26 protein-coding genes and 2 tRNA genes are annotated in these 25705 nt (G+C 62.7%); 13 read left to right on the top strand and 15 right to left on the bottom strand.

The features are described 5' to 3' along the window. Positions 1 to 139: 139 nt before the first annotated feature. From grxD to ppnN, 5 genes are all read left to right on the top strand, one after another. Positions 140 to 460, top strand: coding sequence for a Grx4 family monothiol glutaredoxin (gene grxD, locus ABB29_RS12265; protein WP_057659369.1), 321 nt, complete (start codon positions 140 to 142; stop codon positions 458 to 460). Positions 461 to 477: 17 nt separating this feature from the next. After that, the gene (locus tag ABB29_RS12260) at positions 478 to 1203 is read left to right on the top strand and encodes an SDR family NAD(P)-dependent oxidoreductase (RefSeq protein ID WP_057659528.1); all 726 of its coding nucleotides are present in this window, start codon (positions 478 to 480) and stop codon (positions 1201 to 1203) included. Next, positions 1200 to 1802 carry a YhgN family NAAT transporter gene (locus ABB29_RS12255; protein WP_057659367.1) on the top strand — a complete coding sequence of 201 codons (603 nt, stop codon included), beginning with the start codon at positions 1200 to 1202 and terminating at the stop codon, positions 1800 to 1802. Before ABB29_RS12260 ends, ABB29_RS12255 begins: the two co-directional genes overlap by 4 nt. 259 nt (positions 1803 to 2061) lie before the next feature. Beyond that, positions 2062 to 5181: a TonB-dependent receptor gene (locus ABB29_RS12250; protein WP_057659365.1), complete on the top strand. Its 3120-nt coding sequence runs from the start codon at positions 2062 to 2064 to the stop codon at positions 5179 to 5181. A gap of 127 nt (positions 5182 to 5308) precedes the next feature. Next, on the top strand, positions 5309 to 6691 hold the full coding sequence (gene ppnN, locus ABB29_RS12245) for a nucleotide 5'-monophosphate nucleosidase PpnN (RefSeq protein ID WP_057659363.1): 1383 nt from the start codon (positions 5309 to 5311) through the stop codon (positions 6689 to 6691). A gap of 137 nt (positions 6692 to 6828) precedes the next feature. Here ppnN and ABB29_RS12240 read toward each other — a convergent pair whose 3' ends face one another. Then, positions 6829 to 7857 (bottom strand): sensor histidine kinase, encoded by a 1029-nt coding sequence (locus ABB29_RS12240; RefSeq protein ID WP_057659361.1) that lies wholly within the window; start codon positions 7855 to 7857, stop codon positions 6829 to 6831. 160 nt (positions 7858 to 8017) lie between these two features. Here ABB29_RS12240 and ABB29_RS12235 point away from each other — a divergent pair, with 160 nt between their 5' ends. Genes ABB29_RS12235 through ABB29_RS12210 form a run of 6 tightly spaced genes read left to right on the top strand, consistent with a single transcriptional unit; the run spans position 8018 to position 14890 of the window. Beyond that, a complete protein-coding gene (locus tag ABB29_RS12235) occupies positions 8018 to 8584 on the top strand; it encodes a GspH/FimT family pseudopilin (protein WP_083487849.1) in 567 nt (188 codons plus the stop codon). An 18-nt stretch (positions 8585 to 8602) separates the two neighbouring features. After that, entirely contained in the window at positions 8603 to 9082 is a 480-nt protein-coding gene (pilV, locus tag ABB29_RS12230) for a type IV pilus modification protein PilV (protein WP_057659359.1), read from the top strand. Continuing rightward, on the top strand, positions 9079 to 10089 hold the full coding sequence (locus ABB29_RS12225; RefSeq protein WP_057659356.1) for a PilW family protein: 1011 nt from the start codon (positions 9079 to 9081) through the stop codon (positions 10087 to 10089). Before pilV ends, ABB29_RS12225 begins: the two co-directional genes overlap by 4 nt. Beyond that, on the top strand, positions 10086 to 10637 hold the full coding sequence (locus tag ABB29_RS12220; RefSeq protein ID WP_057659355.1) for a pilus assembly PilX family protein: 552 nt from the start codon (positions 10086 to 10088) through the stop codon (positions 10635 to 10637). Before ABB29_RS12225 ends, ABB29_RS12220 begins: the two co-directional genes overlap by 4 nt. A 14-nt stretch (positions 10638 to 10651) precedes the next feature. Next, on the top strand, positions 10652 to 14467 hold the full coding sequence (locus tag ABB29_RS16175) for a PilC/PilY family type IV pilus protein (RefSeq protein WP_083487848.1): 3816 nt from the start codon (positions 10652 to 10654) through the stop codon (positions 14465 to 14467). A gap of 3 nt (positions 14468 to 14470) precedes the next feature. Then, positions 14471 to 14890: a type IV pilin protein gene (locus tag ABB29_RS12210; RefSeq protein ID WP_057659352.1), complete on the top strand. Its 420-nt coding sequence runs from the start codon at positions 14471 to 14473 to the stop codon at positions 14888 to 14890. A gap of 153 nt (positions 14891 to 15043) precedes the next feature. Here ABB29_RS12210 and ABB29_RS12205 read toward each other — a convergent pair. Continuing rightward, a tRNA-Asn gene (locus ABB29_RS12205) sits at positions 15044 to 15120 on the bottom strand. A 59-nt stretch (positions 15121 to 15179) separates the two neighbouring features. Beyond that, complete coding sequence (locus ABB29_RS12200) at positions 15180 to 15764, bottom strand: GspH/FimT family pseudopilin (RefSeq protein WP_083487846.1); 585 nt, start codon at positions 15762 to 15764, stop codon at positions 15180 to 15182. A 151-nt stretch (positions 15765 to 15915) separates the two neighbouring features. On the opposite strand from ABB29_RS12200, the gene uvrB reads away from it, so the two are divergent. Together uvrB and ABB29_RS12190 are read left to right on the top strand one after the other, a co-directional pair. Beyond that, on the top strand, positions 15916 to 17934 hold the full coding sequence (gene uvrB, locus ABB29_RS12195; RefSeq protein ID WP_057659347.1) for an excinuclease ABC subunit UvrB: 2019 nt from the start codon (positions 15916 to 15918) through the stop codon (positions 17932 to 17934). Between the two features lie 123 nt (positions 17935 to 18057). After that, positions 18058 to 18132: transfer RNA gene (locus tag ABB29_RS12190), tRNA-Val, on the top strand. 6 nt (positions 18133 to 18138) lie between these two features. Here ABB29_RS12190 and ABB29_RS16575 read toward each other — a convergent pair. The 12 genes from ABB29_RS16575 to ABB29_RS12135 all read right to left on the bottom strand — a co-directional run bounded on the left by ABB29_RS16575 (position 18139) and on the right by ABB29_RS12135 (position 25690). Next, positions 18139 to 19227, bottom strand: coding sequence for a tyrosine-type recombinase/integrase (locus ABB29_RS16575; RefSeq protein ID WP_211260735.1), 1089 nt, complete (start codon positions 19225 to 19227; stop codon positions 18139 to 18141). Positions 19228 to 19384: 157 nt separating this feature from the next. Then, on the bottom strand, positions 19385 to 19639 hold the full coding sequence (locus ABB29_RS12180) for a hypothetical protein (RefSeq protein WP_057659346.1): 255 nt from the start codon (positions 19637 to 19639) through the stop codon (positions 19385 to 19387). Further along, positions 19636 to 20322, bottom strand: a complete 687-nt coding sequence (locus ABB29_RS12175) for an HNH endonuclease family protein (protein WP_057659343.1) — start codon at positions 20320 to 20322, stop codon at positions 19636 to 19638. The genes ABB29_RS12180 and ABB29_RS12175 overlap by 4 nt, the downstream gene beginning before the upstream one ends. Further along, positions 20322 to 20555, bottom strand: a complete 234-nt coding sequence (locus ABB29_RS12170) for a hypothetical protein (protein WP_057659341.1) — start codon at positions 20553 to 20555, stop codon at positions 20322 to 20324. Before ABB29_RS12170 ends, ABB29_RS12175 begins: the two co-directional genes overlap by 1 nt. Further along, positions 20552 to 21214: a hypothetical protein gene (locus ABB29_RS12165; RefSeq protein WP_057659339.1), complete on the bottom strand. Its 663-nt coding sequence runs from the start codon at positions 21212 to 21214 to the stop codon at positions 20552 to 20554. Before ABB29_RS12165 ends, ABB29_RS12170 begins: the two co-directional genes overlap by 4 nt. 75 nt (positions 21215 to 21289) lie before the next feature. Continuing rightward, the gene (locus ABB29_RS12160) at positions 21290 to 21574 is read right to left on the bottom strand and encodes a hypothetical protein (protein ID WP_057659338.1); all 285 of its coding nucleotides are present in this window, start codon (positions 21572 to 21574) and stop codon (positions 21290 to 21292) included. After that, positions 21571 to 21732 carry a hypothetical protein gene (locus tag ABB29_RS16415; protein WP_157062625.1) on the bottom strand — a complete coding sequence of 54 codons (162 nt, stop codon included), beginning with the start codon at positions 21730 to 21732 and terminating at the stop codon, positions 21571 to 21573. The genes ABB29_RS12160 and ABB29_RS16415 overlap by 4 nt, the downstream gene beginning before the upstream one ends. Continuing rightward, a complete protein-coding gene (locus tag ABB29_RS12155) occupies positions 21729 to 22043 on the bottom strand; it encodes a helix-turn-helix domain-containing protein (RefSeq protein WP_057659336.1) in 315 nt (104 codons plus the stop codon). Before ABB29_RS12155 ends, ABB29_RS16415 begins: the two co-directional genes overlap by 4 nt. Before the next feature lie 86 nt (positions 22044 to 22129). Next, the gene (locus ABB29_RS12150) at positions 22130 to 23779 is read right to left on the bottom strand and encodes a lambda-exonuclease family protein (RefSeq protein ID WP_057659334.1); all 1650 of its coding nucleotides are present in this window, start codon (positions 23777 to 23779) and stop codon (positions 22130 to 22132) included. Further along, a complete protein-coding gene (locus tag ABB29_RS12145; RefSeq protein ID WP_057659332.1) occupies positions 23776 to 24267 on the bottom strand; it encodes an HNH endonuclease in 492 nt (163 codons plus the stop codon). Before ABB29_RS12145 ends, ABB29_RS12150 begins: the two co-directional genes overlap by 4 nt. Further along, entirely contained in the window at positions 24264 to 25082 is an 819-nt protein-coding gene (locus tag ABB29_RS12140; RefSeq protein ID WP_211260734.1) for a recombinase RecT, read from the bottom strand. The genes ABB29_RS12145 and ABB29_RS12140 overlap by 4 nt, the downstream gene beginning before the upstream one ends. Continuing rightward, entirely contained in the window at positions 25079 to 25690 is a 612-nt protein-coding gene (locus ABB29_RS12135; protein ID WP_083487844.1) for a pentapeptide repeat-containing protein, read from the bottom strand. Before ABB29_RS12135 ends, ABB29_RS12140 begins: the two co-directional genes overlap by 4 nt. Positions 25691 to 25705 lie beyond the last annotated feature (15 nt).

Below are 25705 nucleotides of genomic sequence, written 5' to 3'. Positions count from 1 at the left end.
TACGCTAGGCGGAATGGAAAGCGTCGGTACTGTGACGCATAGGGCTTACAATACGTTCCCTGCCGGCGAACGTCGGCGGGATGAACCGAAAGTGTAACCGACGGCGGTTTGCAAACCGTCAACGCAGGAGAAAAACAGCATGCCAGTCATGGCCCGCATCCAGGCGGAGGTCGAGAACCATCCGATCATCCTTTTCATGAAGGGCACGCCCGAGTACCCGATGTGCGGTTTTTCCAGCAAGGCGATCCAGGCGCTGAAGTCCGCCGGCGCCGAGCAGCTGTACACCATCAACGTGCTGGAGGAGCCGGAAATCCGCGCCAACCTGCCGCGTTTTTCCAACTGGCCGACGTTCCCGCAACTGTTCATCCATGGCGAACTGATTGGCGGTTGTGACATCACCCTCGAACTGTTCGAGTCCGGTGAGCTTGAACGCATCGTCTCGGAAGCCATCGCCCAGTGAGCCTGATTGATTTGCCGATGGCGCAGCCGCGCCCGCTGGCCGACAAGGTCGTGCTGATCAGTGGCGCCCATGGCGGGCTCGGCAGCGAAGCCGCGCTGGCCTGCGCCAGGGCCGGTGCCACCCTGGTGCTGGCCGGACGCAAGCTGCCGAAGTTGAACCGGCTGTATGACACGGTCGCCCAGGCCGGTGCCGAGCCGTTGCTGTATCCGCTGGATCTGGAGGGCGCCAGCGCCGACGACTACGCGGAGATGGCGCAACGCATCGAGGCAGAGCTGGGCAGGCTGGACGGCGTGCTGCATTGCGCGGCCGAGTTCAAGGGCCTGACCCCGCTGGAACACACCGACCCGGCCGCATTCGCGCGTGCATTGCACGTCAACCTGACCGCGCCGTGGTGGCTCAGCCAGGCTTGCCTGCCGCTACTCCGGCAGTCGAGCCATGGCGTGCTCGCGTTCGTGCTGGAAGACCTGCAGCGGGTAGGGCAGGCCTACTGGGGCGGCTATGGCGTCGCCCAGCATGGCCGTAGCGCGCTGGTACAGATGCTGGCCGCGGAACTGGCCAACAGCGGCGTGCATGTGCGCGCGCTGCAACCGGGCCCGATGCGCACCCCGCTGCGGGCCAGGGCCTACGCCGATGATCACGACCCGCAGACCGCTGATGCCGCCCGTTACGGCAACGCCTGTGTCACATTGCTGTCAACCGACGGCGCCGCCCACGACGGCCGAATCTGGAGCCTGCGCGCATGACCATTCTTTCCGCCGCCCTGTTGCTGTTCCTGATTCTCGACCCGCTGGGCAACATCCCGGTGTTCCTCAGCGTGCTCAAGCCACTGCCGCCCAAGCGCCAGCGCTTCGTGGTCGTGCGCGAGCTGCTGATTGCGCTGGCGGTGCTGATGGGCTTCCTGTGGGGTGGCAAATATGCGCTGGAACTGATGCACCTGCGCCAGGAGTCGGTCGCCATCGCCGGCGGCATCGTGCTGTTCCTGATTGGCATCCGGATGATTTTCCCGCGTCCGGAAGGGCTGATGGGCGATCTGCCCGGCGGCGAGCCGTTCATCGTGCCGCTGGCCATCCCTTTGGTGGCCGGGCCTTCGGGCATGGCGGCGGTGATGCTGATGGGCAGCCAGGAGCCGGACCGGCTGATGGACTGGAGCCTGGCTCTGTTCGTGGCCTGGGCCGCCAGCGCTCTGATCCTGGTCTCGGCCACGGTGCTGTACAAGTGGCTGGGCCGCAGCGTCCTGATCGCGCTGGAGCGACTGATGGGCATGCTGCTGGTGGCCATCTCGGTGCAGATGCTGCTGGACGGCATCGGCACCTACCTCAAGTTGAGCCCACCCAACATCTGACCCCCGATGGCTGCGACGGCGCCGGCCGTCGGTAAATCCGTGCTGCACTGCAGAATGTTTGTCACGGTACCGTCACAAATTGGTCCTATCGTGTTAACCTCTTATTAACCTTATCGCGGTCGTGCGCGTGGGTCAGGGATGCCGTTATTTGACTCTCACAGGCCTTGCCTGCTCCTCGCCGTGTCCGGTTGATGCCCAGTTTCGCTTTCGCCAACTTGTCCTGAGGCTTTCACTCATGAACCAACACCGTTGTCTTCGCATGTCCAAGCTCGCGCTTGGCCTGGTCGCCGCCCTGGCCGCCGCTCCCGTCTTTGCCCAGAGCACGTCGGCCGGCGTCGGCGGTGTGGTCACCGGTGCCGATGGCCAGCCGGTCGCCGGCGCGGAAGTCACCATCACCCATGTCGAGTCCGGCACGGTCAGCCGGGTCACCACCGATGCCAGCGGCCGTTACAACGCCCGCGGCCTGCGTGTGGGTGGTCCGTACGAAGTCACCGTCAACAAGTCAGGCGCGGGCACCCGCACCCAGGACAACGTGTACCTGGATCTGAATACCGTCAACACGGTCAATGCCTCGCTCACCGGCGACATGACCACCCTTGGCGCGGTCCAGGCGGTCGGCTACAGCGGTGGCTCGGAAATCTTCAGCGCCAACAAGATGGGTTCGGGCGTCTCGATTGACCAGAACACCATCAACTCGCTGCCTTCGCAGGGCGGCAACATCCAGGATTACATGCGCCTGGATCCGCGCGTGACCTTCGTCGATCGCGCGTCCGGCTCGATCTCGGCCGGCGGCCTGAATCCGCGCTACAACTCGATCAGCATCGACGGCGTGTCGGCCAGCGACACCTTCGGCCTGGAAGGCAACAACATGCCGACCCGCCGCCAGCCGGTGTCGATGGAAGCCATCGAAGCCATTGACGTCAACCTGTCCAACTACGACGTCAGCATCGCCGCCGCCACCGGCGCCACCGTCAATGCGGTGACCAAGTCCGGTACCAACGATTTCCACGGTTCGGTCTACGGCTATTACCGTGATGGCGACTGGGTCGGTGACGATCCGGGTGGCGACACCTTCAACGGCTTCACCAAGGAACAGACCTACGGCGCGACCTTCGGTGGCCCGATCGTCAAGGACAAGCTGTTCTTCTTCGCCAACTACGAAAAGTTCACCCAGGAAGCACCGGGTGCCGACGTCGCCGGCAGCGCGATTGGCAATGGTTCGGTGACCGCCGACCAGATTTCCCAGGCCCAGACGATTTTCGAAGATCGTTATGGCGTCCCGGCCGGCGGCACCGACAGCAATGGTGACACCGATCTGGAAGAGTACGCGCTGAAGCTGGACTGGAACATCAGCGACGCCCACCGTGCCAGCCTGCGTTACAGCAAGCTGGACCAGAGCAAGCTGCGCATCAACGGCTACGGTCGTTCCACCGAAGCTTCGCTGAGCTCGTACTGGTACCAGCACGACAAGTCGGTCGAAAGCTATGTCGGCCAGCTGTTCAGTGACTGGACCGATAATTTCTCGACCGAGTTCAAGGTTTCCTACCGCGACTACTCGGCGGTACGCACGCCGCCGGCCAAGGGTACCCCGGCCATCCAGCTGGCATTCGGCGAGCCCAACAGCCAGAACGTTGGCCAGACCCCGTACCTGTACATGGGTACCGAAACCAACAGCCAGTACAACGAGCTGTACAACGAAACCTGGAATTACTACGGCGCCGGCATCTTCACCTTTGGCGACCACGAGCTGAAGTTCGGTATCGACTACAGCACCAATGACATCTACAACATCTACGCGCCGTACGTGGATGGCTTCCTCACCTACAACAGCATCGCCGACTTCGCCAGCGACACGCCCAGCTATACCCAGTACCGCAATCCGCTGGGCGGGGACGTCAGCAACATGGCAGCGGATTACACCTACAAGACCACCGGTCTGTTCGTGCAGGATCAGTGGTACGTCAATGCCAACCTGACCCTGACCCTGGGCCTGCGTGCGGACAAGTACGACACCAACAAGGATCCGGTCTACAACGCCGAAGCATCCGAGTTCTATGGCTACGACAACAGCGACGTCGGCGGTGGTGATTTCCTGTGGCAGCCGCGTTTTGGCTTCAACTACACCTTCGACAGCGAGCTGCCCAGCCAGCTGCGTGGTGGCATCGGCCTGTTCCAGGGCGAGTCGCCGCAGGTGTGGCTGAGCAATGCCTACAACACCACTGGCCTCAACTACACTCAGGTCGAAGTCTACGCCGACGGCTCCTCGCCTTCGACGCCGCGCCAGAACGTCAATTTCGTCAGCAATGATTTTGAACAGCCGTCGGTGTGGAAAGCCAACCTGGCATTCGACCAGGAGCTGCCGTGGTACGGCATCGTCGCTTCGGCCGAATTGCTGCTGACCAAGGTCAATACCGCGTTGTTCTACCAGCGCCTGGACCTGGGTGAGCCGACCGGTACCGGCCAGGACGGCCGTGACCTGTTCTGGGGCAACATTGCTACTGGCAGTGGTAGCGCACGCGCCAACCGCGACCCGCGTTTTGGTGACGTACTGCTGCTGGATACCACCGACAAGGGCCGTTCCAGCCAGTTCACTGTCAGCCTGACCCGGCCGTGGTCGGTCGAGAGCGACTGGGCATGGTCGCTGGCCTACACCTACACCGACGCCAAGGAAGTCAGTGGCCTGACCAGCTCCACCGCGACCTCGGGCTGGAACTACAACTATGTGTTCAATGCCAATGCCGACACGCTGAGCACCGCACGTTACGAGATCAAGGACCGCTTCAGCGGTTCGGTGACCTGGAAGCATGCCTTCTTCGGCGATTACCAGACCCAGGTTGGCCTGGTCTACGAAGGTCGCAGCGGTCGTCCGTACAGCTACGTCTACAGCAACGACATGAACGGCGACAGCCGTACCAATGACCTGTTGTATGTGCCGTCGGGTCCGGGTGACGTGCAGTTCTCCGGTGGCGCGGCGATGGAGCAGGCGTTCTTCGACTGGTTGAGCAACGAAGAGAACCTGCAGAAGTACAAGGGCCAGTACGCCCCGCAGAACTCCGGTCGTGCTGACTGGGTCAATACCTTCGACGTGCGCATCACCCAGCAGCTGCCAGGCTTCATGGAAGGCCACAAGTCGGAAATCTGGCTGGACATCCAGAACATCGGCAACCTGATCAACAAGGATTGGGGCCACATCTACGACTACGGCTTCTATGCTGATGAAGGCGTGCTGCGCTATGCCGGCATCGACCCGGCCAGCGGCAAGTACATCTACAACTTCACCTCGCCGGAAGCGGCCGTGCCGGCCAACTCCGACGCCGACGGCTTCAATGTCGGTGTCTCGCAATGGTCGATGCAGCTGGGCTTCCGCTACCAGTTCTGATTGCCAGCGCAACCGCAACAACAGACGGCCGGGGAAACCCGGCCGTTTTTTTTGTGGGAATGCGCAAACCCGGCCGAAAGCGCTAAAGTCATCGCCTGGGACAACACATCGAAGACAGGAAACAGATATGAGTGAAGCGGCCGAACGATCCTTGCCGGTGCAGGATGCGAGCATCTATCCGAAAGGGGGCCTGGATGTGTTGTCGCGCGCCGAAGTGGCGCGCCTGCGTGATGCCTCCAGCGGCGGCATGCATGAATTGCTGCGCCGTTGCGCGCTGGCGGTGCTGACCAGCGGCAGCGCTTCGGACGACCCGCGCGCGGCACGCGACCTGTACCCGGACTTCGACATCCAGGTGCTGCAGCAGGACCGCGGCGTGCGTCTGGAACTGGTCAATGCACCAGCGATGGCGTTTGTGGATGGCGTGATCATCCGCGGTATCGCCGAGCTGCTGTTCGCGGTGGTGCGCGATCTGGCCTACACCGCGATTGAACTGGGCCCGCAGTACGCGGCCGACCTGGAGTCTTCCGAAGGCATCACCAACGCAGTGTTTGGCCTGCTGCGAAACGCCCGCGTGCTGAAGCCGCAGGATCCCAATCTGGTCGTGTGCTGGGGCGGCCATTCGATCTCGCGTGACGAGTATCTGTACACCAAGCAGGTCGGCTACGAGCTGGGCCTGCGCGGACTCGACATCTGCACCGGCTGCGGCCCCGGCGCGATGAAAGGCCCGATGAAGGGCGCCACCATCGCCCATGCCAAGCAGCGCAAGCGCAACACGCGCTATATCGGTATCACCGAGCCCGGCATCATCGCCGCCGAATCACCGAACCCGATCGTCAACCACCTGGTGATCATGCCGGACATCGAGAAGCGCCTGGAGGCGTTCGTACGCATGGGCCACGGCATCATCGTGTTCCCCGGCGGCGTCGGCACCGCCGAGGAAATCCTGTACCTGCTCGGGATCCTGCTGCACGAGCAGAACGCGCACCTGCCGTTCCCGCTGATCCTGACCGGCCCGACCATCGCCGCTCCGTACTTCGAACAGATCGATAAGTTCATCCGCCTCACGCTGGGCGAACAGGCCGCCTCGCGCTACCAGATCATCATCGGCGACCCGGTCGAAGTGGCACGGCAGATGACCGCCGGTGTCCGCCAGGTCCGCGAATACCGCATCGCCCAGAAGGACTCGTTCTATTTCAACTGGTCGATCGACATCCCGGGCGAATACCAGCAGCCCTTCATCCCCAGCCACGAAGCGATGGCCGCGCTGGACCTGCACCACGGACGCGCCGCCCATGCACTGGCCGCCGACCTGCGCCGCGCGTTTTCCGGCATCGTCGCCGGCAACGTCAAGGAAGAGGGCATGCGCCGCATCGAACAGTTCGGCCCGTTCGAAATCCACGGCGACCACGACATGATGCAGGCGCTGGACGCCCTGCTGCGCGCCTTCGTCGAACAGCGCCGTATGAAAATCGCCGGCGAATACAAACCGTGTTACCGGGTGGTGACCTGAGCGACGATCAACCCCCATCCCGTAGAGCGGAGCTTGCTCCGCTGCTTGCCATGCGACGCCGGTAATTGGTCGATTGATGGAATATGCAGCGGAGCAGGCTCCGCGCTACAGGAGAAGAGGGGAAGACGGATACGGGTCTAAGCGTCCCACTGGAAATACAAAGTGGCGACATAGCGCTCTGATTCGATCCGGGTTTCCAGCCGGGCACTGTCACCGAGCATCGCCCGCAACCGCGCACGCACGCCACTGAGGCCAATCTGATGACCGGTGGTGTCGATGCTCTTGTGCCGGGCATCGATGCTGTTGCTTACTTCGATGACGATCGCGTTATCGTTCTGGACCAGCTTGACTGACAGCGTTCCGCCGTCGGGAAGCGGCTCGATGCCGTGCCGGATCGCATTTTCCACCAGAGGTTGCAGGCTCAATGACGGTATCCGGATGTCGCGAAACATGGCCGCAACGTCCCACTCAAGTCGAAGTCGCGGACCCAGGCGCAACACTTCGATCTGCAGATAGCGCTGCGCCAGCGACAGCTCTTCGCGCAGGCTGACCAGGGTCGAATGCCGCAGCGCGGCGCGGAACAGATCGGACAGATCCAGCAGCAGCGTTTCCGCGCGGCCGGGCTGCTGGTGTACCAGCGAAGCGGCGGTATTGAGTGTATTGAACAGGAAGTGGGGGCGGATCCGCGCTTGCAGTGATTCAAGCTCGGACTGACTGGCGCGCACTGCCAGCTGCCGGGCCTGCCAATGATTCTGGAATGCGGCCAGCGCCAGCAGGCCGACGGTAACGGCGATGCCGGTGAAGCGCAGCAGCGGCGTCCGCCAGTCGGTATCAGCGCCGCTCCACATGCCTGGCGTCAACCGCCAGCTGAGCCAGAATATCGCCCACGTCGCGGCCAGCATCGCCAACAGGGCAAGGTAGGCGATGAACTGCGGCTGCAGGTTGAACAACCAGCGGCGGGCCAGATACAGCACCCCCAGGCTGAGCAGCAGCACCCATTGGATCACCAGTGATGCCAGGCCGAAATAGACCCAGCGGTCGCTTGACACACCCGGTGCCAGGCTCAGGATCACGGCCAGGCCTTCGCCTGCGAGCAATGTCCATATCAGCACCGGCGCCTGCCACAGGGCGTCGATGGGATGGACTGGCAAACGGCTGTCGGACATGGCGGGCCACAGAATGGGTGAATGTCATCACGCCCGGATGTGGACATGGCGCAGGGTCTCTACCGTTGGCCCTGTCCAGCCCGCCGCGCATCGGCTAAGGTCTGGCGCCGGTACCCGGGCGGGACTAGGGTAACCAGACGCTATCTTGGGGAAGCGGCGTATGCAACGCAAATTCAATGGTTCGTCTTCGGCTCCTGCGCCTGCCGGTGCATGGCGCGCGCTGGCGGGCTTCACGCTGATCGAGTTGATGGTCACCCTCTCGGTACTGGCCGTGCTGGTGACGCTGGCCGTGCCCAGCTTTACCTCGCTGATCAACAACAACCGCCTGACCGCCAACGTCAACGAACTGGTGACCTCGTTCCAGCTGGCCCGTACCGAGGCCGTGCGCCGCAACCAGCGGATCACCGTCTGCAGGACCACCGATGGCGCCACCTGCGCCGCGGCTGCCGGCGCCTGGAACAACTGGCTGACGGTCGACAGTGCCGGTGAAATCCTGCGCAGCGTCGGCGCCAAGGCTCCGGTCGGCGTTTCCAGCACCCGTGCCGCGTTCACCTTCCGCGCCGACGGCTTGCTGCGCGAAGCCAATGGCCTGCTGGTCAGCGACGACAACGCGCTGACCGTCTGCATGCCGACCACCTACCCGGCGGAAAACCAGCGTCGTCTGTCGATCGCCGCCGGCAGCCGCTTTTCCAGTACCAAGGCCAATGGCTCGGGCCAATGCCCGTGACGTTGCAAGGACACCACGATGCAAGCACACAAGTTGAATAGAAGCTGCCATGCTCCACGCGCACAACGTGGCGCCAGTCTGCTGGAAGTGATGATCGCGGTGCTGATCATGGGCATCGGTCTGCTCGGCATCGCCGCCATGCAGACCACCGCATTGCGCAACAACCAGAGCTCGATGGAACGCAGTCAGGCGGTCATCCAGGCCTACTCGATACTGGAGGCCATGCGCGCCAATCGGGAAGAGGCCGTCAATGGCGGCTACGACATGGCCCTGACCTGCGCGCCACCGGCAGGCGCCAGCCTGGTCAACAAGGACCAGCAGCGCTGGATCAGCGATATGCAGGACAACCTCACCCTAGGGGCGGGCGCCTGCGGCGCCATCAGCTGCCCGGCAAACTCGGCCTGCACGATTACCGTGCAGTGGGATGACAGCCGCGCCACGGGCCTGGAAGGGCAGGGCATCAATACAGAGAGCATTTCGGTGACGACGCTGATATGAAACCAACCAATCCATGTTCACGGCGGGGCGCGCAGGGTCTGAGCCTGGTCGAACTGATGATCGCGATCGTGCTGGGCCTGCTGGTGGTGGGCGCCGCGATTGGCATCTTCATTTCCAACAAGCAGGCCTACCGGGCAACCGACAACCTGGGCGTGCTGCAGGAAAACACCCGCACCGCGTTCGAACTGCTGGCCCGGGACGCACGCGAAGCAGCCGGCAATCCGTGCGTCAACAACCTGCCTCTGGCCAACGTCATCAATACGCCGACCACCCGGTGGTGGACCAACTTCTCCAACTGGGGCCAGACCGTCCGCGGTTTTTCTGGCAATGATCCATTCCCCGAGAATGGCGCGGGCTTCGGTACGGGCAGTGCGCAACGACTGGCCGGCACCGACGCCATCGAACTGGTATCCGGTGACAATGACGTGGTCACCATCAGCGGCCACAACACCGCGGGCAATCAGTTCACGGTCAACACCGCCGCCCATGGCGTCGTGGCCGGTGACCTGGTGCTGGCCTGCAATTCACGCCAGGCGGCCCTGTTCCAGGCCAGCGCAGTGACCGGAGCGACCATCTCGCATGGCGCCGGCGGCACCCCAGGCAATTGCTCCGGCAATCTCGGTCTGCTGGGCGAGGGCGAGCCCTGTGCCGGACGACCGGTGTTCGAGTTCGCCGCGCCCAACTCGGTGCTGGTCAAACTGCATGCATCGCGCTGGTTCATTGCCAACAATCCCGCTGGCATACCATCGTTGTACCAGACGCTTGCGACCGGCAATACCGCCGTCACCCAGGAAGTGGCGCAGGGCGTCTCCGACATGACCATCGACTATCTGTTGAGCGGCACCACTGACTATGTCGACAGCGGCAGCGTGGGCGGCAACTGGGCAAATGTCGTGTCCGCCCGCTTCAACCTCAACATGGTGTCGCCGGAAAACGTCGGCACAGACGGTGCGCCCATCTCGCGCGTGGTCACCTATGTCATCAGCTTGAGGAATCGAAATCTATGAAACGCTGGCCGATAAACCTCGTTTCCATTCGCCGGCAGCGGGGTGTTTCGCTGGTGGTGGTGATGATCCTGTTGCTGGTGATGACGCTGCTGGGACTGGCGGTGATGCGCGGTACCCTGCTGGAAGAGCGCATGAGCGCCAATCTGTATGACCGCGGCATGAGCTTCCAGGCTGCCGAAGCGGCGCTGCGCGAAGGCGAGGCGTTGGCCCAGGATCCCGCCACCCGCGCAGCCGTGCCGGCTGCTGGCTGCAACAACGGCATCTGTTCGCTGCCGGATGCAGCCGCCACCGATCGCTGGCTGGATGCCGGCTTCAATGGCTGGCAGCCGGCTGCCACCGATATCGGTGACGTTGCGACACCGGCCTCATTCTTTATCGAATACATGGGCGATGCGCCGTCATGGCCCGGTTGCGACCGGGTCGATGAAACCAACCGCTCGCCGCTGTGCATGCGTCCGCGTTATCGGATCACCGCGCGTAGTCAAGCCGCGAATGCGGCAGATGGTCGCGCGGCAGTGCTCATGCAAACCAATTACATCGCCCCGTGAACCGGAGCTCCATCATGAACCGTTCCGTCAGCCACCGCGCACTGCGCGAGAGCACTCTGCGCAGCCGCCTGGGCGCCATCGCACTGGCCTTCAGCGCCACCTTGCTGGGCCTGCCAGCCAGCGCCGGCATCACCCTGCCCAACGAGCCGCTGACCACCGCCAGCCGGGTGCCACCGAACGTGCTGTTCATCCTCGATGACTCGGGCTCGATGGCGTTCGATTACATGCCGGACAACGTACCGGATACCACCAACATCCGTATCGAAACCCAGGCCTACACGCGCAACACCGTCTACTACAACCCGAACCTTACCTATCAACCGTGGACGCTGGCCAACGGCAACCTGATGACAGGGGGCACTTCCTACAATGCGGTCTACGGCAGCTTCAACTATGCCTCCGGTACCACCATTGATCTGGCCAATTCGTCCAGTTGCGCGCGTTATGACTACAACGGCAATGGGTCGGACGGCGACAGCGGCGATCAGCTGATATGTGGCGGCACGCAGACATTCTATGTGCCCAAGAACCTGACCAACACGAGTGGCAGCTATCTGCAGGATGGACGCAATTATTATCGTTACCAGATCATCGACGGGTCGTATGTAGAGCGCAGTGAGTACGGTGGGGTGGTAACCACGACCACCAATGTCAGCGGATTTCCGAAGAATAATCTGTCAGGCAGCAATGGGAGCTGGGACGTATACAACTTCAATCTTCCTTCCGGGGTAGCTACCCTGACTTTCCAGAGCAGCGGGGGCAGTGAAACCAGGAATGGTGCGGACCTCTACATCCGTCGGGGCAGCGCGCCCAGCACCTCCAACTATGACGCTGCTTCCACGAGCGGCAACAACAACGAGTCCGTCACGATCAATAATCCCGCCAGTGGCACCTGGTATGTGGGTTTGTATGCATCCAGCGGAGGGAGTCGCAGCAGCTACAGTGGCGTGTCGCTGGCTGGGTCGTACACGACGAACAACCGCTGCGGTTCCGGTAACGGCAGCAACGACTGGATCAACTGCACCAATGCCACCCCGACCGGCCGCACGGTCGCCAACGAACTGAAGAACTACGCCACCTGGTTTTCCTACCACCGTTCGCGCATGAAAGCGGCCAAGGCAGGTTCCAGCGCCGCGTTCAGCGAGCTGGGTGCCGATGTGCGCGTTGGCTTCCGCACCATCTGGCGGCGCAACGTCAATGGGCCGGGCAACATGCCGACCTACAACGTGCCGATCCCGGTCAGCTACAACGAAGGTCGCTTCATCGACAGCACCGTGGCCGGCAACTGGATCGATAACCGCAGCCAGTGGTACAGCCGCTTGTTCTCATCTTATGGACGCGACGGCACGCCGCTGCACGGCGCGCTGCAGAGCGCTGGCGAGTATTACAGCAGCAACAGCGCCACTGGACCCTACGGCGGCACCGGCGCGGCCCAGCTGGAATGCCGGCAGAACTTCGCCATCCTGACCACCGATGGCTACTACAACAACAGCAGCAATTACTCCAGCGGTATCGGCAATGCCGACGGCAGCAATGGCAGCCAGATAACCGGTCCCAAGAACCCGGCATATACCTATACCGCTGCTGCTCCGTACAGCGACAATGTAGGCAGCATCAGCCTGGGTGGTAACAACGGCAACGTCGATGCCACGTTGGCCGACATCGCGATGCATTACTGGAAGCGGGATCTGCGCACCGACCTCAGCAACATCGTGCCGACCACCTCCGCCGATCCAGCGTTCTGGCAGCACATGGTGACCTTCGGGCTGGCGATCGGTCTCAGCGGCACCGCTGATCAGAAGTCGGTGCAAGGCGTGCTGGCCAACGGCAATGCCTCGGTCAATGGCGTCGCTGGCTGGCCACAGCCGACCGGCGACCAGAACACCACCATCGACGACCTGCTGCACGCTTCGGTCAACGGCCACGGCACCTTCGTCGCCGCCAGCGACCCGATGGCCTTCACCAATGGCCTGAAAGCCGCGCTGGCCGCCATCACCGAACGCACCGGCTCGTTCTCCAACGTGGCCGCCAACTCCGCGTCACTGGATACCGGCGCCAAACTGTTCCAGGCCAATTACATTTCCGGGGTCTGGTCGGGCGATGTGCTGGCTTACAACAAGCAGAACAACAGCAACAACTTCGAGACCACCGCGGCCTGGCGCGCATCGGCGGGTATCCCGGCGACCAATCGCAAGGTGCTGACGTCCAACAGCGGCACCGGCGCGGTGTTCCCGACCTCCGCCCAGGTCACCGCGCTGGATCGCAACGGCACCAACGATCAGTTCAAAGTCACTGGCGCCAACAATGCCGCTTACATTGCCGGCGATGGCTCGCTGGAAGTCCGTAACGGTGGCGTGCTGCGTAATCGCAGTAGCGTGCTGGGCGATATCGTCACCTCGTCACCGTTCTATGTCCGCGACACCAACACCCTGTACGTGGGCGCCAACGATGGCATGTTGCATGCGATCAATGCCGACAATGGCGCGGAATTGTTTGCCTATGTGCCACGCGGCATCGACCTCGGCCGTCTCAGCACGCTGAGCCGTCCCGATTACGCGCATCAGTTCTTCGTCGACGGCCCCATCGTGGTGTCCACCCGCAACCAGACCGCCGGAATCAACATCCTGGTCGGCGCCTTGGGCAAGGGCGGCAAGGGCTTGTTCGCGCTCAATGTGACCACGCCTGGCAGCGTATCGGCCAGCAACGTGCTGCGTTGGGAAGCACTGGAAACTCCCAACAACAATATGGGCCTGGTCCAGGGCCGCCCGTTGATTGCCAAGTTGAATGGCGGTACCACCGCGCTGATCGTGCCCAATGGCATCAACAGCACCACCGGCCATGCGGTTTTGCTGGTGTACAACCTGCTTACCGGCGCGCTGATCCGTGAAATCGACACGGGCGTGGGGTCATCCGTCACCGACGATCCCAATTCCAATGGCCTGACCGGCGCGGTCGGCTGGGACCGCGATGGCAATGGCACCATCGATTCGATTTACGGTGGTGACATGCTGGGCAACATGTGGAAATTCGATATTTCCTCGGCCACTTCCGCCAATTGGGGGGTCGCCAACTCCGGCGCTCCACTGTTCGTGGCCGTGGGCCCGGACGGCACCACCCGCCAGCCAATCACCGGCGGACCGACGGTGTCGCTGCATCCGTCCACCTACAAGACCTGGGTATTCTTCGGCACTGGCCGCTTCATGACCACCGGCGATGTCAGCAACCGTTCCGTGCAGAGCCTGTATGGCTTCATCGACAGTGGTGCCACGGTAGCCAAGACCGATCTGACTGCCCGCAGCGTGGTCATCGCCGGTACCCAGGATGGCAAGCTGGTCCGCAGCTTCGAGCAGAACGCGCCATTGCCGACCAACGCCAAGGGCTGGTACATCAATCTCCTGGATCCGCCGACCCCACCGGGTACGGCGCAGGGCGAACGTATCGTCACGCCACCACAGATCGACGGCTCGGTGCTGGAAGTCAGCAGCATCATTCCCACCGCGACCGCCTGCGAATCCGATGGCCGTGGTTATATCAACGCTGTCGACGCATTCACCGGTACCAGCACCGCCAAGCCCTATTTCGACGTTGATGGCGATGGCAAGTTCGATCAGAACGATACCCTGACGCCACCCGGGAACACTGACGGCACGCCGATTGGTTCGGTGGATCTGGGGGTGGGCATGGTGACCCAGGGCGCGCTGTTCAGTGGCGGTGGCGGAGGTAATGGACAGATCTGTGCCTCGGGTTCGGCCGGCACCACCGGCTGCGTAGGCAAAGACGAAGTACGCAACGTAGGCCGGGTGTCCTGGCGCGAAGTCATAAGGAACTAATCAATGAAAGCCACAAAGCACAGCCAGTCCGGCTTTACCCTGCTTGAGCTGATGATCGTGGTGGCGATCGTCGCCATTCTGTCGACGATTGCCTACGCCAGTTACCAGGATCAAATCGTGCGCTCACGCCGTGCGGCGGCAGCGGTGTGCCTGCAACAGGCAGCCCAGTTCGTCGAGCGTTACTATTCGACCAGCATGACGTACGTCGGTGCGGGCAATCCGCCGGCATGCGATGCGGATGTGGCCGCACATTATTCGGCACCGACGTTCACCGCCGCACCTACGGCCAAGGCATTCACCTTGCAGATCGCCCCAACCGGGGCCCAGGCAACCAAGGACACGAAATGCGGCACCCTGTCGCTGAACCAGGCCGGCGCCCGTGGCAAAAGTGGCAGCGCCGCTGACGCAAGCGAATGCTGGTGAAAGCTCTGCTGGCTTGCCGGTAGGGATTGAATCCGGTTTGCGGATCACAGACCTGCCAAGGTTCGCAAAGCCAGGCGCAGTGTGGGAAGTATCGATTGACAGCCAGCCAACAAAAAAGCCATCCCGCAGGATGGCTTTTTCTTGTTCTGAACTTGGCGCCCGAAGTTGGACTCGAACCAACGACCCCCTGATTAACAGTCAAGTGCTCTAACCGGCTGAGCTATTCGGGCGGGGTCGCCATTGTAGTGGGCCCTGTGGAATCCGGCAAGCCACCGTGACGGCTTTTTTTCTATGGGCTGGCGCTGGCTTTCGCGCAGCCGGTGCCGGGTTCGCCGCGGGTGCTGCGGATGCGGCCGGAATTGTTGACCATCACTGCCGCCATCAGCCGCGGGCCCTGGCACAGGCGTACCGACAGGTTGCTGCCGCTGGCGCGGCCATCGGCCAGATAGCGCAGCTGTTTGCGGCCACGCGAGGAGACCAGCCGCAGCGAGGGGTGCAGTGGCGGTACTTCCACCCGCAGGATGTCGTGCGGCAGGTCAGGTTGGTGGTTACCGTCGTTGTCGCGGAACATCATCCAACCCTGGCTCCAGTCACCATCGGTGCGGCAGATGCGGCTGTGGCCGTCGGACGGGCAGACCACGGTGATCATGCGGTAGTTGACGGCGCTGAGGCGGGCGCTGGCCATGTGCGAGGTCAGCAGATGCATGGTGGCGTCCACCCGTTGCCGCTGGATCAGCGCCTGGTAGGACGGGATGCCAATGGAGACCAGAATTGCCAGTACCGCCATCGTCACCAGCACCTCGACCAGACTGAGTCCGCGGTAGCTGTCCTGGAGGAGCGTGGGGCGGCGGGTGGTTAGGACTGAACTGGACATCGGTTCACCTGCGTCTAAACGTTCTGTTCAGCTTCACGTGCGTGCCGGGCTTGCGCTATCGGCAGTCGCCCGCATCCCGTGTAGGAAATTGCCGTGCACAGGCCACCGCGCGTGCGCCGGTATACTCATCAGTCGCCTTTGGGACGCCTCCATGACCGAACGCTTTCAGCTTGTCTCCCCTTATTCGCCAGCCGGTGACCAGCCGCAGGCGATCGAAAGGCTGGTCGAGAATTTCGAGGCCGGCGTGGCCAAGCAGACCCTGCTCGGGGTAACAGGTTCGGGCAAGACCTACACCATCGCCAACGTGGTCCAGGCGGTGCAGCGACCGACCCTGGTGATGGCGCCGAACAAGACCCTGGCGGCGCAGCTGTATGGCGAATTCAAGGCGTTTTTCCCGCACAACGCGGTCGAATACTTCGTCAGCTATTACGACTATTACCAGCCCGAAGCCTACGTGCCGTCGTCGGATACCTTCATCGAGAAGGACAGCTCGATCAACGAGCACATCGAGCAGATGCGGCTGTCGGCAACCAAGGCGCTGCTGTCGCGCCGGGACGCGCTGGTGGTTGGCACGGTGTCGGCAATCTACGGCCTGGGTGCGCCGGAAGACTATCTTTCGCTGCGTCTGATCCTGTCGCGTGGCGAGCACATCGACCAGCGCGAACTTATCCGCCACCTGACCCAGTTGCAGTACACCCGCAACGAATTCGAGCTCAGCCGCGGCACCTTTCGCGTGCGTGGCGAAGTGATCGACGTGCATCCGGCTGAAAGCGACATGGAGGCGCTGCGGATTGAGCTGTTCGATGGTGAAATCGAACAGCTGGCCTTGTTCGACCCGCTGACCGGTGAGACCCTGCGCAGGATTCCACGCTACACGGTCTATCCCAAGACCCACTACGCGACCTCGCGCGAGCGCGTGCTGAGCGCGGTCGACACCATCAAGGTCGAGCTCAAGGAACGGCTGGAACAGCTTTATTCGCAGAACAAGCTGGTGGAAGCGCAGCGGCTGGCCCAGCGCACCCAGTACGACCTGGAAATGATGGCCGAAGTCGGCTTCTGCTCGGGCATCGAAAACTATTCGCGGCATCTGACCGGCAAGGCCCCGGGTGAGCCGCCGCCGACCCTGTTCGACTACCTGCCGCCGGACGCGTTGCTGGTCTGCGACGAGTCGCATGTGTCTATTCCGCAGATCGGCGCCATGTACAAGGGCGACCGCTCGCGCAAGGAAACCCTGGTCGAGTTTGGTTTCCGGCTGCCGTCGGCGCTGGACAACCGGCCGCTGAAGTTCGAGGAATGGGAGGCGCGTTCGCCGCGCAGCATCTATGTCTCGGCCACTCCCGGCCCGTACGAACTGCGCGAGACCGAAGGCCAGGTCACCGAACTGGTGGTGCGTCCGACCGGACTGATCGACCCGGAAGTGGAAATCCGCCCGGTCGCCACCCAGGTCGATGACCTGATGTCGGAGATCAATCTGCGGGTGGCCGCTGGCGACCGCGTTCTGGTCACCACGCTGACCAAGCGGATGGCCGAGAATCTCACCGAATACTTGGGCGAACACGGGATCAAGGTGCGCTATCTGCACTCGGACGTGGACACGGTCGAGCGGGTGGAGATCATCCGCGACCTGCGCCTGGGCAAATTCGACGTGCTGGTTGGCATCAACCTGCTGCGCGAAGGCCTGGACATGCCGGAAGTGTCACTGGTCGCGATCCTGGATGCCGACAAGGAAGGCTTCCTGCGCTCGACCGGTTCGCTGATCCAGACCATCGGCCGAGCCGCCCGCAACCTGCGCGGCAAGGCCATCCTGTACGCCGACAAGATGACCCGCTCGATGCAGGCGGCGATTGATGAAACCGATCGCCGCCGGGCCAAGCAGGTCGAATACAACGCCGAACATGGCATCACCCCCAAATCGGTGGCACGGCCGATCGTCGACATCCTCGAAGGCGCGCGCAGCGATGTCGGCAACGAGGGCAAGTCCGGGCGGGGCAGGGGCCGCAAGGTGGCCGAGCCTGCCGCCGACTATCAGGCGCTGGACCCGGCGCAGCTGGCCAACCGCATCAAGGCGCTGGAAGCGCAGATGCAGCAGCACGCAAGGGATCTGGAGTTCGAGGAAGCCGCCCGCCTGCGCGACCAGATCCACCGCCTGCGCGACGCCAGTCTGGCCTGACCACTGGCGCGTCCGGGGCCTGATGAATGCCCTGTTCACCGCCGCCGACAGAAACAAGTTGGCAAGTGGTCGCGGGCTGGGCTAGAATTCGCGCCCCGCTAAGCGGTTTATGCAACACCTTTCGGGCGGTTAGCTCAGCGGTAGAGCACTACCTTGACATGGTAGGGGTCACAGGTTCGAACCCTGTACCGCCCACCAGTCTAATCAATCTGTTACGGTTGGTTGACTGGCAAGTATCAACAAAACTAGCACGCAACTAGCACGCACGCGGGACATGTACCCGTCGATGACGCCAACGGCCTGGCCTAAAAAGTCCGGCCTATATTTCGCGTAGACCTCAGTCCGGCCACCATAGGCCCGGTGACCGAGGAACCCTTGAATCTCTGCCTCCGGAACACCTGCTGCCCGCAGCTCGGTAGCCATCGTGTGGCGGATGGTCTTAGATACCACTTCGTCCCCCAACTCGGCCCGCCGCCGCAGTCCGCGCCATGCTGTCTTGAAGCTGCTGATGGCCTGGCCGCGCCATTGCACCAGCGGCCCATCCGGGGCGGCCAGGAGCGGAGCGCGCAGGAAGTGAGCCACCGGCACCACCGGCCGATACTTGCGCGTCTGCTTTCGCCCAGGCGGGTTCTGTGTGAGCAGCCACCGGTCCGTATCGACGAATGACCGCTCGATGTCCAGTGCCGCCTCCGGACGCGCCAGCGTGCCGTAGAGCAGGGCCAGCATCATCCGCTCATGTGGCTGGGTCGTGGACAACCACAGCGCCGCAGACTCGGCCACGGTCAGCACGCGGTCGCGGGCCTGGCCATCTTCGCCGGGGAGGATGTAGGGAACGCTGGCGATCTCGCCTTCCTTGTAGGCGTGGTTCAGTGCCGCCTTGCCCACGGTCAAGATGCGCTTGATGTAGCCCGGCGACTTGCCCTGCAGCGAGGCGACGAATTCACGCTGGCGCGCCGCGGTCACTTCCGACACCGTGGCTTCGCCCCAGAACTCGGTCCAGTAACGCAGGGCAATCTTGGCAAACTCAGCCGATGGCAGCGTACGGGCGTGGCGCTCCCAGTAGCGCACCAGCACCATCGCCAGCGGCGCGTCCTGGGGCTGCTGCTGGTCGATGCGCCCATACCGTGCAAACCACTCCCACAGCTTCAGCTTGCCTTCTTGAAAATCGCTTGTGCCAAGCGATGCGCGCTTTGTCTGTCGGGTGGTGCGGTCGAACCACGTCCGGCACCACTGCTTTGATCCTGGGCGCTGGCTGAGCCAGTAATCGCCGATTTGTCCTGGTCGTTCCTGCATCGTTGCTCGTACTCGTCAAGAATGGGCTGCGTGTATCGGATGACCCGCGGCCCGATTCGAATGGGTGAAACCATGCCAGCCAGTCGTTGACGGGCGAGCGTGGCTTTGCTGATGCCGAGCCGTCGGGCTGCTTCAGCTTCGCTGAATTTGTCGTGGGTCATGCCGCCCCCTGGCGCTTACCACCTTCGATTGCCCGAAACGTCGTAGGCGCTTCAACGGAACCTGGGATCTTGCCGATCTCGTCATGTAATCGATATGCATCAAGCTCAGTTTTGACAGCACTGATGTACGTTCCGGCGACCAACGCGGTTGCCTTTGCGCGCTCAATGACCTCTGGCTTCACGTCTGGATCGCCTAACTGTTCCAGCATGGATACCAGATGGTCGCGAACGTCACTCATCTTGTTCTTCATGCTTTTTTGCTCCTGGCATTAATCTTTCTATTTAACGCGCCCTTCAGTTGAATCAGGCGGCCAACTTCTTTCGGGTAGCGAGTGTGGTAGCTGTTGCGACGCATGAGCTCTGCTCGTGACACTAATTCCAGCGCGTCAGTGGTGATGCACGCCTCATCTGTCGTCGCCATACCTTTTTTGAACACCACTGCGTGCCCCGATGGGATAACGCCATACTGCGCCTCCCACACTAAACGAGACACAGCCACCCATCGCCTCGCGGGGTAAATTTCCGGGTCATCCGTGATTTTCCGCTCTAGCATTCCGTCCCTGGTAATGCGCGTAGTGCCTATGGGTACATAGTTGCGACTGGCCGCACCTCGGCGATCACCTTTGCGGAACTGCGTTCTCCGGCAATTTGGATGGGTGCCGGTGACACCCTTGGTGCCCTTATTCCATGTACCGTGACCTTTCTGGAAGCGACACGCGGAACCTCGCTTTCCGTCAAGTCGACCCGACGACGGGCCTTGCAGGAATTCAGCCGATTTCTTCAACCCAAGTTGGGCAGCCTTTGCAGCAGTGGCGCTGTAGCTGTGGCCGCAGACGAATGCAACCAAATACGTCGGCCAATCCGCGAAGTTGATCTTCAGCGATTCGATCTGGTCGCTAGTCCATGACCTACTCGAACGCCTGGCAGTCAGCATCACTCACCCTCCCCGGAAGCCTTGGCGGCGTGCTGTAGCCCCGACAGGTAGATCGCGGATAGCGCGGCCTGAAACGTCTGCCCTGTGTTCACCATGTCGGTGAAGATGGACAGTGACAGATCTTCAATCACCTCGCGCTGCTCCTCGGTCATGATCATGCGATCCATGCCATGAATGCGGTGCAGCCTCTCTCGCGCCACCGAGCTGTGTAGCGGATGGATCCGACCGTTCATTCCGCATCTCCGGAAGTCTTGGCGGCTGCGGCGATTTCATCACCCCGCGTCCACGCGCTACCTTCAATCCGGCGTGCGCAGAATGGACAAAACGGAATACTCACGCCTCCATCTGCACCATCGTTCAATTCAAACTCGCGCCCGCACGACGTGCTGAAAACTTCGTAGCCCTCATCCTGCTGCGACCACTTGCATACATCCTGAACATACCCTCCCGCCTGCGGCTTGGCTTCGCTCATGGCGGCGATAACCTGCATGGCGACCGCCTCGCACTTCTCGCGCATGCCGTGGCCGACATGGTCGGCGATTAGCTTCGCGACGGTGCTGACCTGCTGCTCAACACCCCCGCTCACAACAGGCTCTGGCTGGATGACAATCTCCGGGCGGAAGTCAGGATGAATTTTCAGGTCGTCCAGCAGGATTTCGGGGTGTACGTCATCGTATCCTTCAGGGCGATAGACGCGGATGAGGACGCTATCGCTACCCACACCCTCCCGGCTCGCTTCGCGGGCGAGGGCGGCTTGCAGATCGTCAGCACAATAACGGATGAAACCAGCAACGGAGTCGCCGCTCCACGTCCCGGACACGCTGATCGCATCGGCTCTGGCACGCCACCGCGCAACCAACTCCGGCAAACTCTCATTCTTGGGGGTGGTCATTTCGTTTCTCCATTGATTTCGCGCAGGGTCACGAACGACCGCTGGCCTCGTCCGTATGGCGGAGTTCTCCTGGAATCACGCATGACGCTCACCTCCGCGCCGGTCATCGCCGAACTTAGCGCGTGCCAGATAATCCGACGCCTGCGACTGCGCTATGCCGTAGCGCTGCGTGAGGTGGCGTGGTTGGATTCGGCGCACGAAAGGAAGGGCTGACAGCGCAGTGACCAACGCCGCGCCCCTGCCGTTACGGCCATGCTTGGGCAGCGCGTGATAGTCCACGTCCGGCAGGTCATCGGCAGTAACTTCGCCTATCGGTGCCTTCGGATGCCAGCCCCAGCCGGCAGGTGTGATTTCGGTCATTTCGTCCCCTCGAATTGTTGAGCCTGTCGCTCGTAATAGGCCGCCCGCTCCTCGCGCTCGCGGCGGGTGAATGCGGTATCGATGCGCGCCGTCTCTGCAGCGATTCGCCAGACTTGCGCCATGTGCGGGTCGGGCATCGGCAGCTGCGGTTGGTTCATGCCGCCACCCGCTGCGATTTGCGCGCCCTGACCTGATACCAATCCGGGACATGCTTGGAGCTTGCCGCGCTTCCGCCGTACAGCCACACGTCCGACACCCCATAAAGGCGGGCGGCGCGAACAATGGTGGTTGGGTCGCTGACCATCCTTACCCCCCCCCGCTCGATACGGCCAAGCTGACCGACGGAGATGCCGATACTCTCGGCGGCGTCCTTGCGTTCGATGCCTGCGTGCGTCCGCGCCTGGAACATGCGCGAGCCGAAGTAGTCGCCCTGTGTGGACCCGAACAGCGTTTGGTTGAATTCCTTCATGCGGCCACCTGCTATTTCGATTTCAGTGAATGGTTGCTGGCTTATGAGGCCCGGCCAGTGCGGGTGCCGTCCTTGGCGGGGGAGAGTTAGGCGGCTTTCGGGATGGCCCGCGACAGCAGGCTGGTCATTGCGCGCAACATCGCCGGCATGTCCGATTCCCGGTACAACTTCGCGCCGCGCTCGGTCGCTACCGGATCGAAGCCCAGTTGCGCGAGGCCATCAGCGCTGATGCTCAGCGGTGCGATGCGGGCGTTGATGTCGCCCAACTTGACCTTCACGGACGCTGGCACGGATTCAGAGCGACGCGGAATGGCCGGCGGGTCCGGTTGCTTGACGGCGACCGGCTCCGGCGTGACTGGCGCGGCCTGTTCCTTCGCCAACTTGTCGGCCTCTTCCTTCCGGATACGTTCGCGTTCGGCTTCCAGCTTCGCCTGGTGGTCAGCCACGCGGGTGCTGATGAGGTTGCGCAGGTCGTCGGGCGCCTTGTTCGCGCACAGCGCCACGCGGTCAGGGAACAGGCTGGCGAACTCGCTACCTTCCCTCTCCAGCAGGGCCATGTTGGCGCGGACGCGATCGGCCGTCTGGCTGGATTCGATTTTCGCGTTGGCCACAACTGTGTCGATGGCGTCCTGCATGCTGGCAAAGGACTTCTTGCCCTTCATGGCTGCGCCCAAGTCAGCCACCAGCGTGGCCGGCGCGGTGATGGCATGCTCGCCCAGGCTCTCGTTGATGACGCGGACGTGTTCCAGCACCGCCCGGCGCCCCGCGTTGCCAATCTCGGTGCGCCGCTCGTCCTTGCGGGACTTGACCAGCTTGTCCAGCTCCAGGCGCTTCGTGCGCGCTTCTGCGCTGATGGCGTCGATGGTGCGGAACAACTCATCAATGCTGGCCGTCTGGCTCAGGGCGTGCTGCTTGGCGGCTTTGAGCTGGTCCTCGATGTCACCGCACCACTTCACGGTTTTCTCGGCGTCGGCAAAATCCTGGTCGGTCTGCAGGTCGGAGTTGATGCCCTGGAATACCGCGATGGCGGCGTCCCTCCACTCGCGCAGGTTCGAAGCCGTCACCATCCCGGTGACTTCGATGTGCAGTGCCGGCAGCTGGTCTGGGGCGCGGCCGGCAGGGGTGGGCGCGGCGGCTGGCTCCGGCTCGTAGGCGGCGAGGTCATCGGAGAATTGCAGCCAGCCAGCCAGAAGCTCGGCACGCAAGGCGTCGTCGCTGACGTACCAGCAATGGCGCTCTTCGACCAGTTCATCACCGCTCCACTTCGACGCCATGAACAGCACGCGCTCCGCGCCGGACACCAGCAGTTGATGCTCCATCTGGACGCGGTAGTGCTTGGGCAGGTCGGCGCCAGTGCAGCCATCAGCCATCGACAGGCGCAGGTCGTCGTTGAGCGACTTGTGTTCGAACGCGATGTCCTCCAGCAGCGTCAGTCCATCGAAGCTGGCCGAGTAGGGAAGGTGATCGGCCACGCCCACGCAGGGGTACAAGTCCTCGCCGATGATTTGCTCGGCAATCGGCCGCGCCAATGCCTCATACCGGTGGCCGTCATCAAACCGGCGTTGCGTGGCGGCATCGACTTCCTGCACGTTGCCGGTGGCGACTTCGCGCAACAACTGGGCGCGGGTCTTGTACGGCGAGCAACCCATCATGGCCGGCGCGTCGCTGGCGTTGAAATGCTGGGCGCGGTGGGCATGCCACAACTCGCTGCCTTGAATGAGTTCTACGGTAATCATGCTGCCCTCGCGAAGTCTTTGTAGTGGTCTTGAGAGGCGGCCAGATATGCCGCCTGTGCTTGGTCTTCGGTATCGAACGTGCCGAGACAGATCTGCTTGTGGTCTATCGTGATGCGCGCCTGGTAGCTGCCTCTTGGCAGCCTCCGAACGCCCTTTGGCGTGTCTTTGCCGTGGTCGCGGCGACGGTTTGCCTGGTTCTGCGGATTCGTTGCGAGACGCAGATTTGCGATCCGGTTGTCGAGCGGAGAGCCGTTCGCATGATCGATGTCCATCTCGGGCCAGGCGCCGTGCATGTAGAGCCAGGCAAGGCGATGCGCCTTGTACTTCTGACCATCGACTTTGATCATTACGTAGCCAGTGGATATCCCTCCGGCAACGTATTCATTGAGCCGAGGGTGGTTCTTGGGAGGGTTCACCCAGAAGAAAAGGCCGGTCTCGGGCTCATAGCGGAGAACCGCCTTCAACCGGTCAACCGACAGCTCCTTCATGCCTGCGGCTCCTGGTTATCGCTGGAAAGGGGGAAGTCGGGGTTCTCGCTGGACTCGGCCGGCGCGGGCTCGAACGGCGCGCGGATGGCGTCGATCTGTTCGGCGCTCAGCTGGCCCTTGCTGCTGACCATCGCGACGATCTGGTCAGCGGTCTTGCGACCGGACTCGATCACGCCGCGCCAGCTCGGCAGGTTCCGGGCGAAGTCCTCGGCGGGGTACGCGGCAGGCTGAGAAACCACGGCGGCCACGGCGCGTTGCTCGCCCGCCGGCTGAATGTCCATGATTTCTTCTGCGATTGGCATGCCCTTCAGCACGTCCGGGAACACGTCACGCAGCGCGAAGGCGCGAGCGCGCATCTGCCGCATGCGCTTGGGGTACTGCGTCCACGGCCCTTGCTTGCCAGCCAGGCCGGCAGCCTTGGCGTCATCCATGCTGAAGATGCGGACTTCTTCAGGTTCGCCGCGGCGCTTGACCCGGCACGTTGCGGCCTTGCCGTCATCGCTCTCGGTGATGTACTCGCAAAGCGGCGAGCTGCGCACCAGCGCGATGACCGCGTCACCCCACAACGCGGGGCGACCGTTGATGATGGCGATATTCTGCACAGCCTGAAGCGGCTTCAAGCCAAGCTCGGCGCCCCACTGCATGGCAATCAGGCAGTTCGCCGGCTTGCCCTTGAAGTCTTTCGGCACCAGGTCGCTGTCGGCCAGGTAGTCGCAGAAGGTCAGCGCCTGGTCGAAGGTCTGCGGGCTGAAGTCCATCTGCTGGCGTGGTTGTGCGGGCGATCCCTGCGGCGGGATGGTGGCGAGGTTGCTCACTTGTGCGAATCCTTTGCCGCACTGCGCGGCGCTTTGGTTTCTTCGATTTCAGCCAGTCGGCGCATATCCTCAAGCGCGGCTTTGTTGTCACAGTAAAAGTCGGGAATCCGCTCCAACTGCGGGTCGCTGGCCATGTAGATGACGGCTGCCGCTGCCGGCGTTCCGAGCGCCCATTCGAGCGCTCTGCCACCATCGCCAGCCAAATGCACAACCCACCCGGCCCGGCAATGCGTGGTGTCACAGGCATGCCAAGATCCCATTTCGAGCGCCGCCGGCTGGGACGCTGCCGCGTAGACCGCTTGGTGAATGTTGGGAATGGTGATCGGGCAGACCCGCAGGTCGGCACCGCGCAGGACGGCACCGCTCAGGTCGGCATCGCTCAGGTCGGCATCGCGCAGGTCGGCACCGCGCAGGTCGGCACCGCGCAGGTCGGCACCGCGCAGGTCGGCACCGCTCAGGTCGGCACCGCGCAGGTCGGCACCGCTCGCATGAGCGGACTTCACCGCAAAACCGAGTTGCAGCCCGTAAGACTTGCCCGCGATTTCGGCGGTCAACTCGCACGAATATTGCACCTCACCAGACCAGCGGTTCTTAACGTCGAATTTCATGGCGTCCTCCTGGAC

The organism is Pseudoxanthomonas dokdonensis (genome assembly GCF_001431405.1).
GTDB classification, from domain to species: domain Bacteria; phylum Pseudomonadota; class Gammaproteobacteria; order Xanthomonadales; family Xanthomonadaceae; genus Pseudoxanthomonas_A; species Pseudoxanthomonas_A dokdonensis.
The sequence above is the reverse complement of the archived record's forward strand: the minus strand, read 5'-3'. Positions and strand labels throughout refer to the sequence as shown.

Coding starts and splice junctions, on each gene's coding strand:
- ABB29_RS12240 (WP_057659361.1), bottom strand. CDS start 7,857: ATGTCCGACAGCCGTTTGCCAGTCCATCCCATCGACGCCCTGTGGCAG.
- ABB29_RS12210 (WP_057659352.1), top strand. CDS start 14,471: ATGAAAGCCACAAAGCACAGCCAGTCCGGCTTTACCCTGCTTGAGCTG.
- ABB29_RS12160 (WP_057659338.1), bottom strand. CDS start 21,574: ATGACCGAAATCACACCTGCCGGCTGGGGCTGGCATCCGAAGGCACCG.
- ABB29_RS12180 (WP_057659346.1), bottom strand. CDS start 19,639: ATGAAGAACAAGATGAGTGACGTTCGCGACCATCTGGTATCCATGCTG.
- grxD (WP_057659369.1), top strand. CDS start 140: ATGCCAGTCATGGCCCGCATCCAGGCGGAGGTCGAGAACCATCCGATC.
- ABB29_RS12255 (WP_057659367.1), top strand. CDS start 1,200: ATGACCATTCTTTCCGCCGCCCTGTTGCTGTTCCTGATTCTCGACCCG.
- ABB29_RS12155 (WP_057659336.1), bottom strand. CDS start 22,043: ATGAAGGAATTCAACCAAACGCTGTTCGGGTCCACACAGGGCGACTAC.
- pilV (WP_057659359.1), top strand. CDS start 8,603: ATGCAAGCACACAAGTTGAATAGAAGCTGCCATGCTCCACGCGCACAA.
- ABB29_RS12225 (WP_057659356.1), top strand. CDS start 9,079: ATGAAACCAACCAATCCATGTTCACGGCGGGGCGCGCAGGGTCTGAGC.
- ppnN (WP_057659363.1), top strand. CDS start 5,309: ATGAGTGAAGCGGCCGAACGATCCTTGCCGGTGCAGGATGCGAGCATC.
- ABB29_RS12200 (WP_083487846.1), bottom strand. CDS start 15,764: ATGTCCAGTTCAGTCCTAACCACCCGCCGCCCCACGCTCCTCCAGGAC.
- ABB29_RS12150 (WP_057659334.1), bottom strand. CDS start 23,779: ATGATTACCGTAGAACTCATTCAAGGCAGCGAGTTGTGGCATGCCCAC.
- ABB29_RS16175 (WP_083487848.1), top strand. CDS start 10,652: ATGAACCGTTCCGTCAGCCACCGCGCACTGCGCGAGAGCACTCTGCGC.
- uvrB (WP_057659347.1), top strand. CDS start 15,916: ATGACCGAACGCTTTCAGCTTGTCTCCCCTTATTCGCCAGCCGGTGAC.
- ABB29_RS12235 (WP_083487849.1), top strand. CDS start 8,018: ATGCAACGCAAATTCAATGGTTCGTCTTCGGCTCCTGCGCCTGCCGGT.
- ABB29_RS12145 (WP_057659332.1), bottom strand. CDS start 24,267: ATGAAGGAGCTGTCGGTTGACCGGTTGAAGGCGGTTCTCCGCTATGAG.
- ABB29_RS12175 (WP_057659343.1), bottom strand. CDS start 20,322: ATGCTGACTGCCAGGCGTTCGAGTAGGTCATGGACTAGCGACCAGATC.
- ABB29_RS12135 (WP_083487844.1), bottom strand. CDS start 25,690: ATGAAATTCGACGTTAAGAACCGCTGGTCTGGTGAGGTGCAATATTCG.
- ABB29_RS12170 (WP_057659341.1), bottom strand. CDS start 20,555: ATGAACGGTCGGATCCATCCGCTACACAGCTCGGTGGCGCGAGAGAGG.
- ABB29_RS16415 (WP_157062625.1), bottom strand. CDS start 21,732: ATGAACCAACCGCAGCTGCCGATGCCCGACCCGCACATGGCGCAAGTC.
- ABB29_RS16575 (WP_211260735.1), bottom strand. CDS start 19,227: ATGCAGGAACGACCAGGACAAATCGGCGATTACTGGCTCAGCCAGCGC.
- ABB29_RS12220 (WP_057659355.1), top strand. CDS start 10,086: ATGAAACGCTGGCCGATAAACCTCGTTTCCATTCGCCGGCAGCGGGGT.
- ABB29_RS12165 (WP_057659339.1), bottom strand. CDS start 21,214: ATGACCACCCCCAAGAATGAGAGTTTGCCGGAGTTGGTTGCGCGGTGG.
- ABB29_RS12250 (WP_057659365.1), top strand. CDS start 2,062: ATGTCCAAGCTCGCGCTTGGCCTGGTCGCCGCCCTGGCCGCCGCTCCC.
- ABB29_RS12260 (WP_057659528.1), top strand. CDS start 478: ATGGCGCAGCCGCGCCCGCTGGCCGACAAGGTCGTGCTGATCAGTGGC.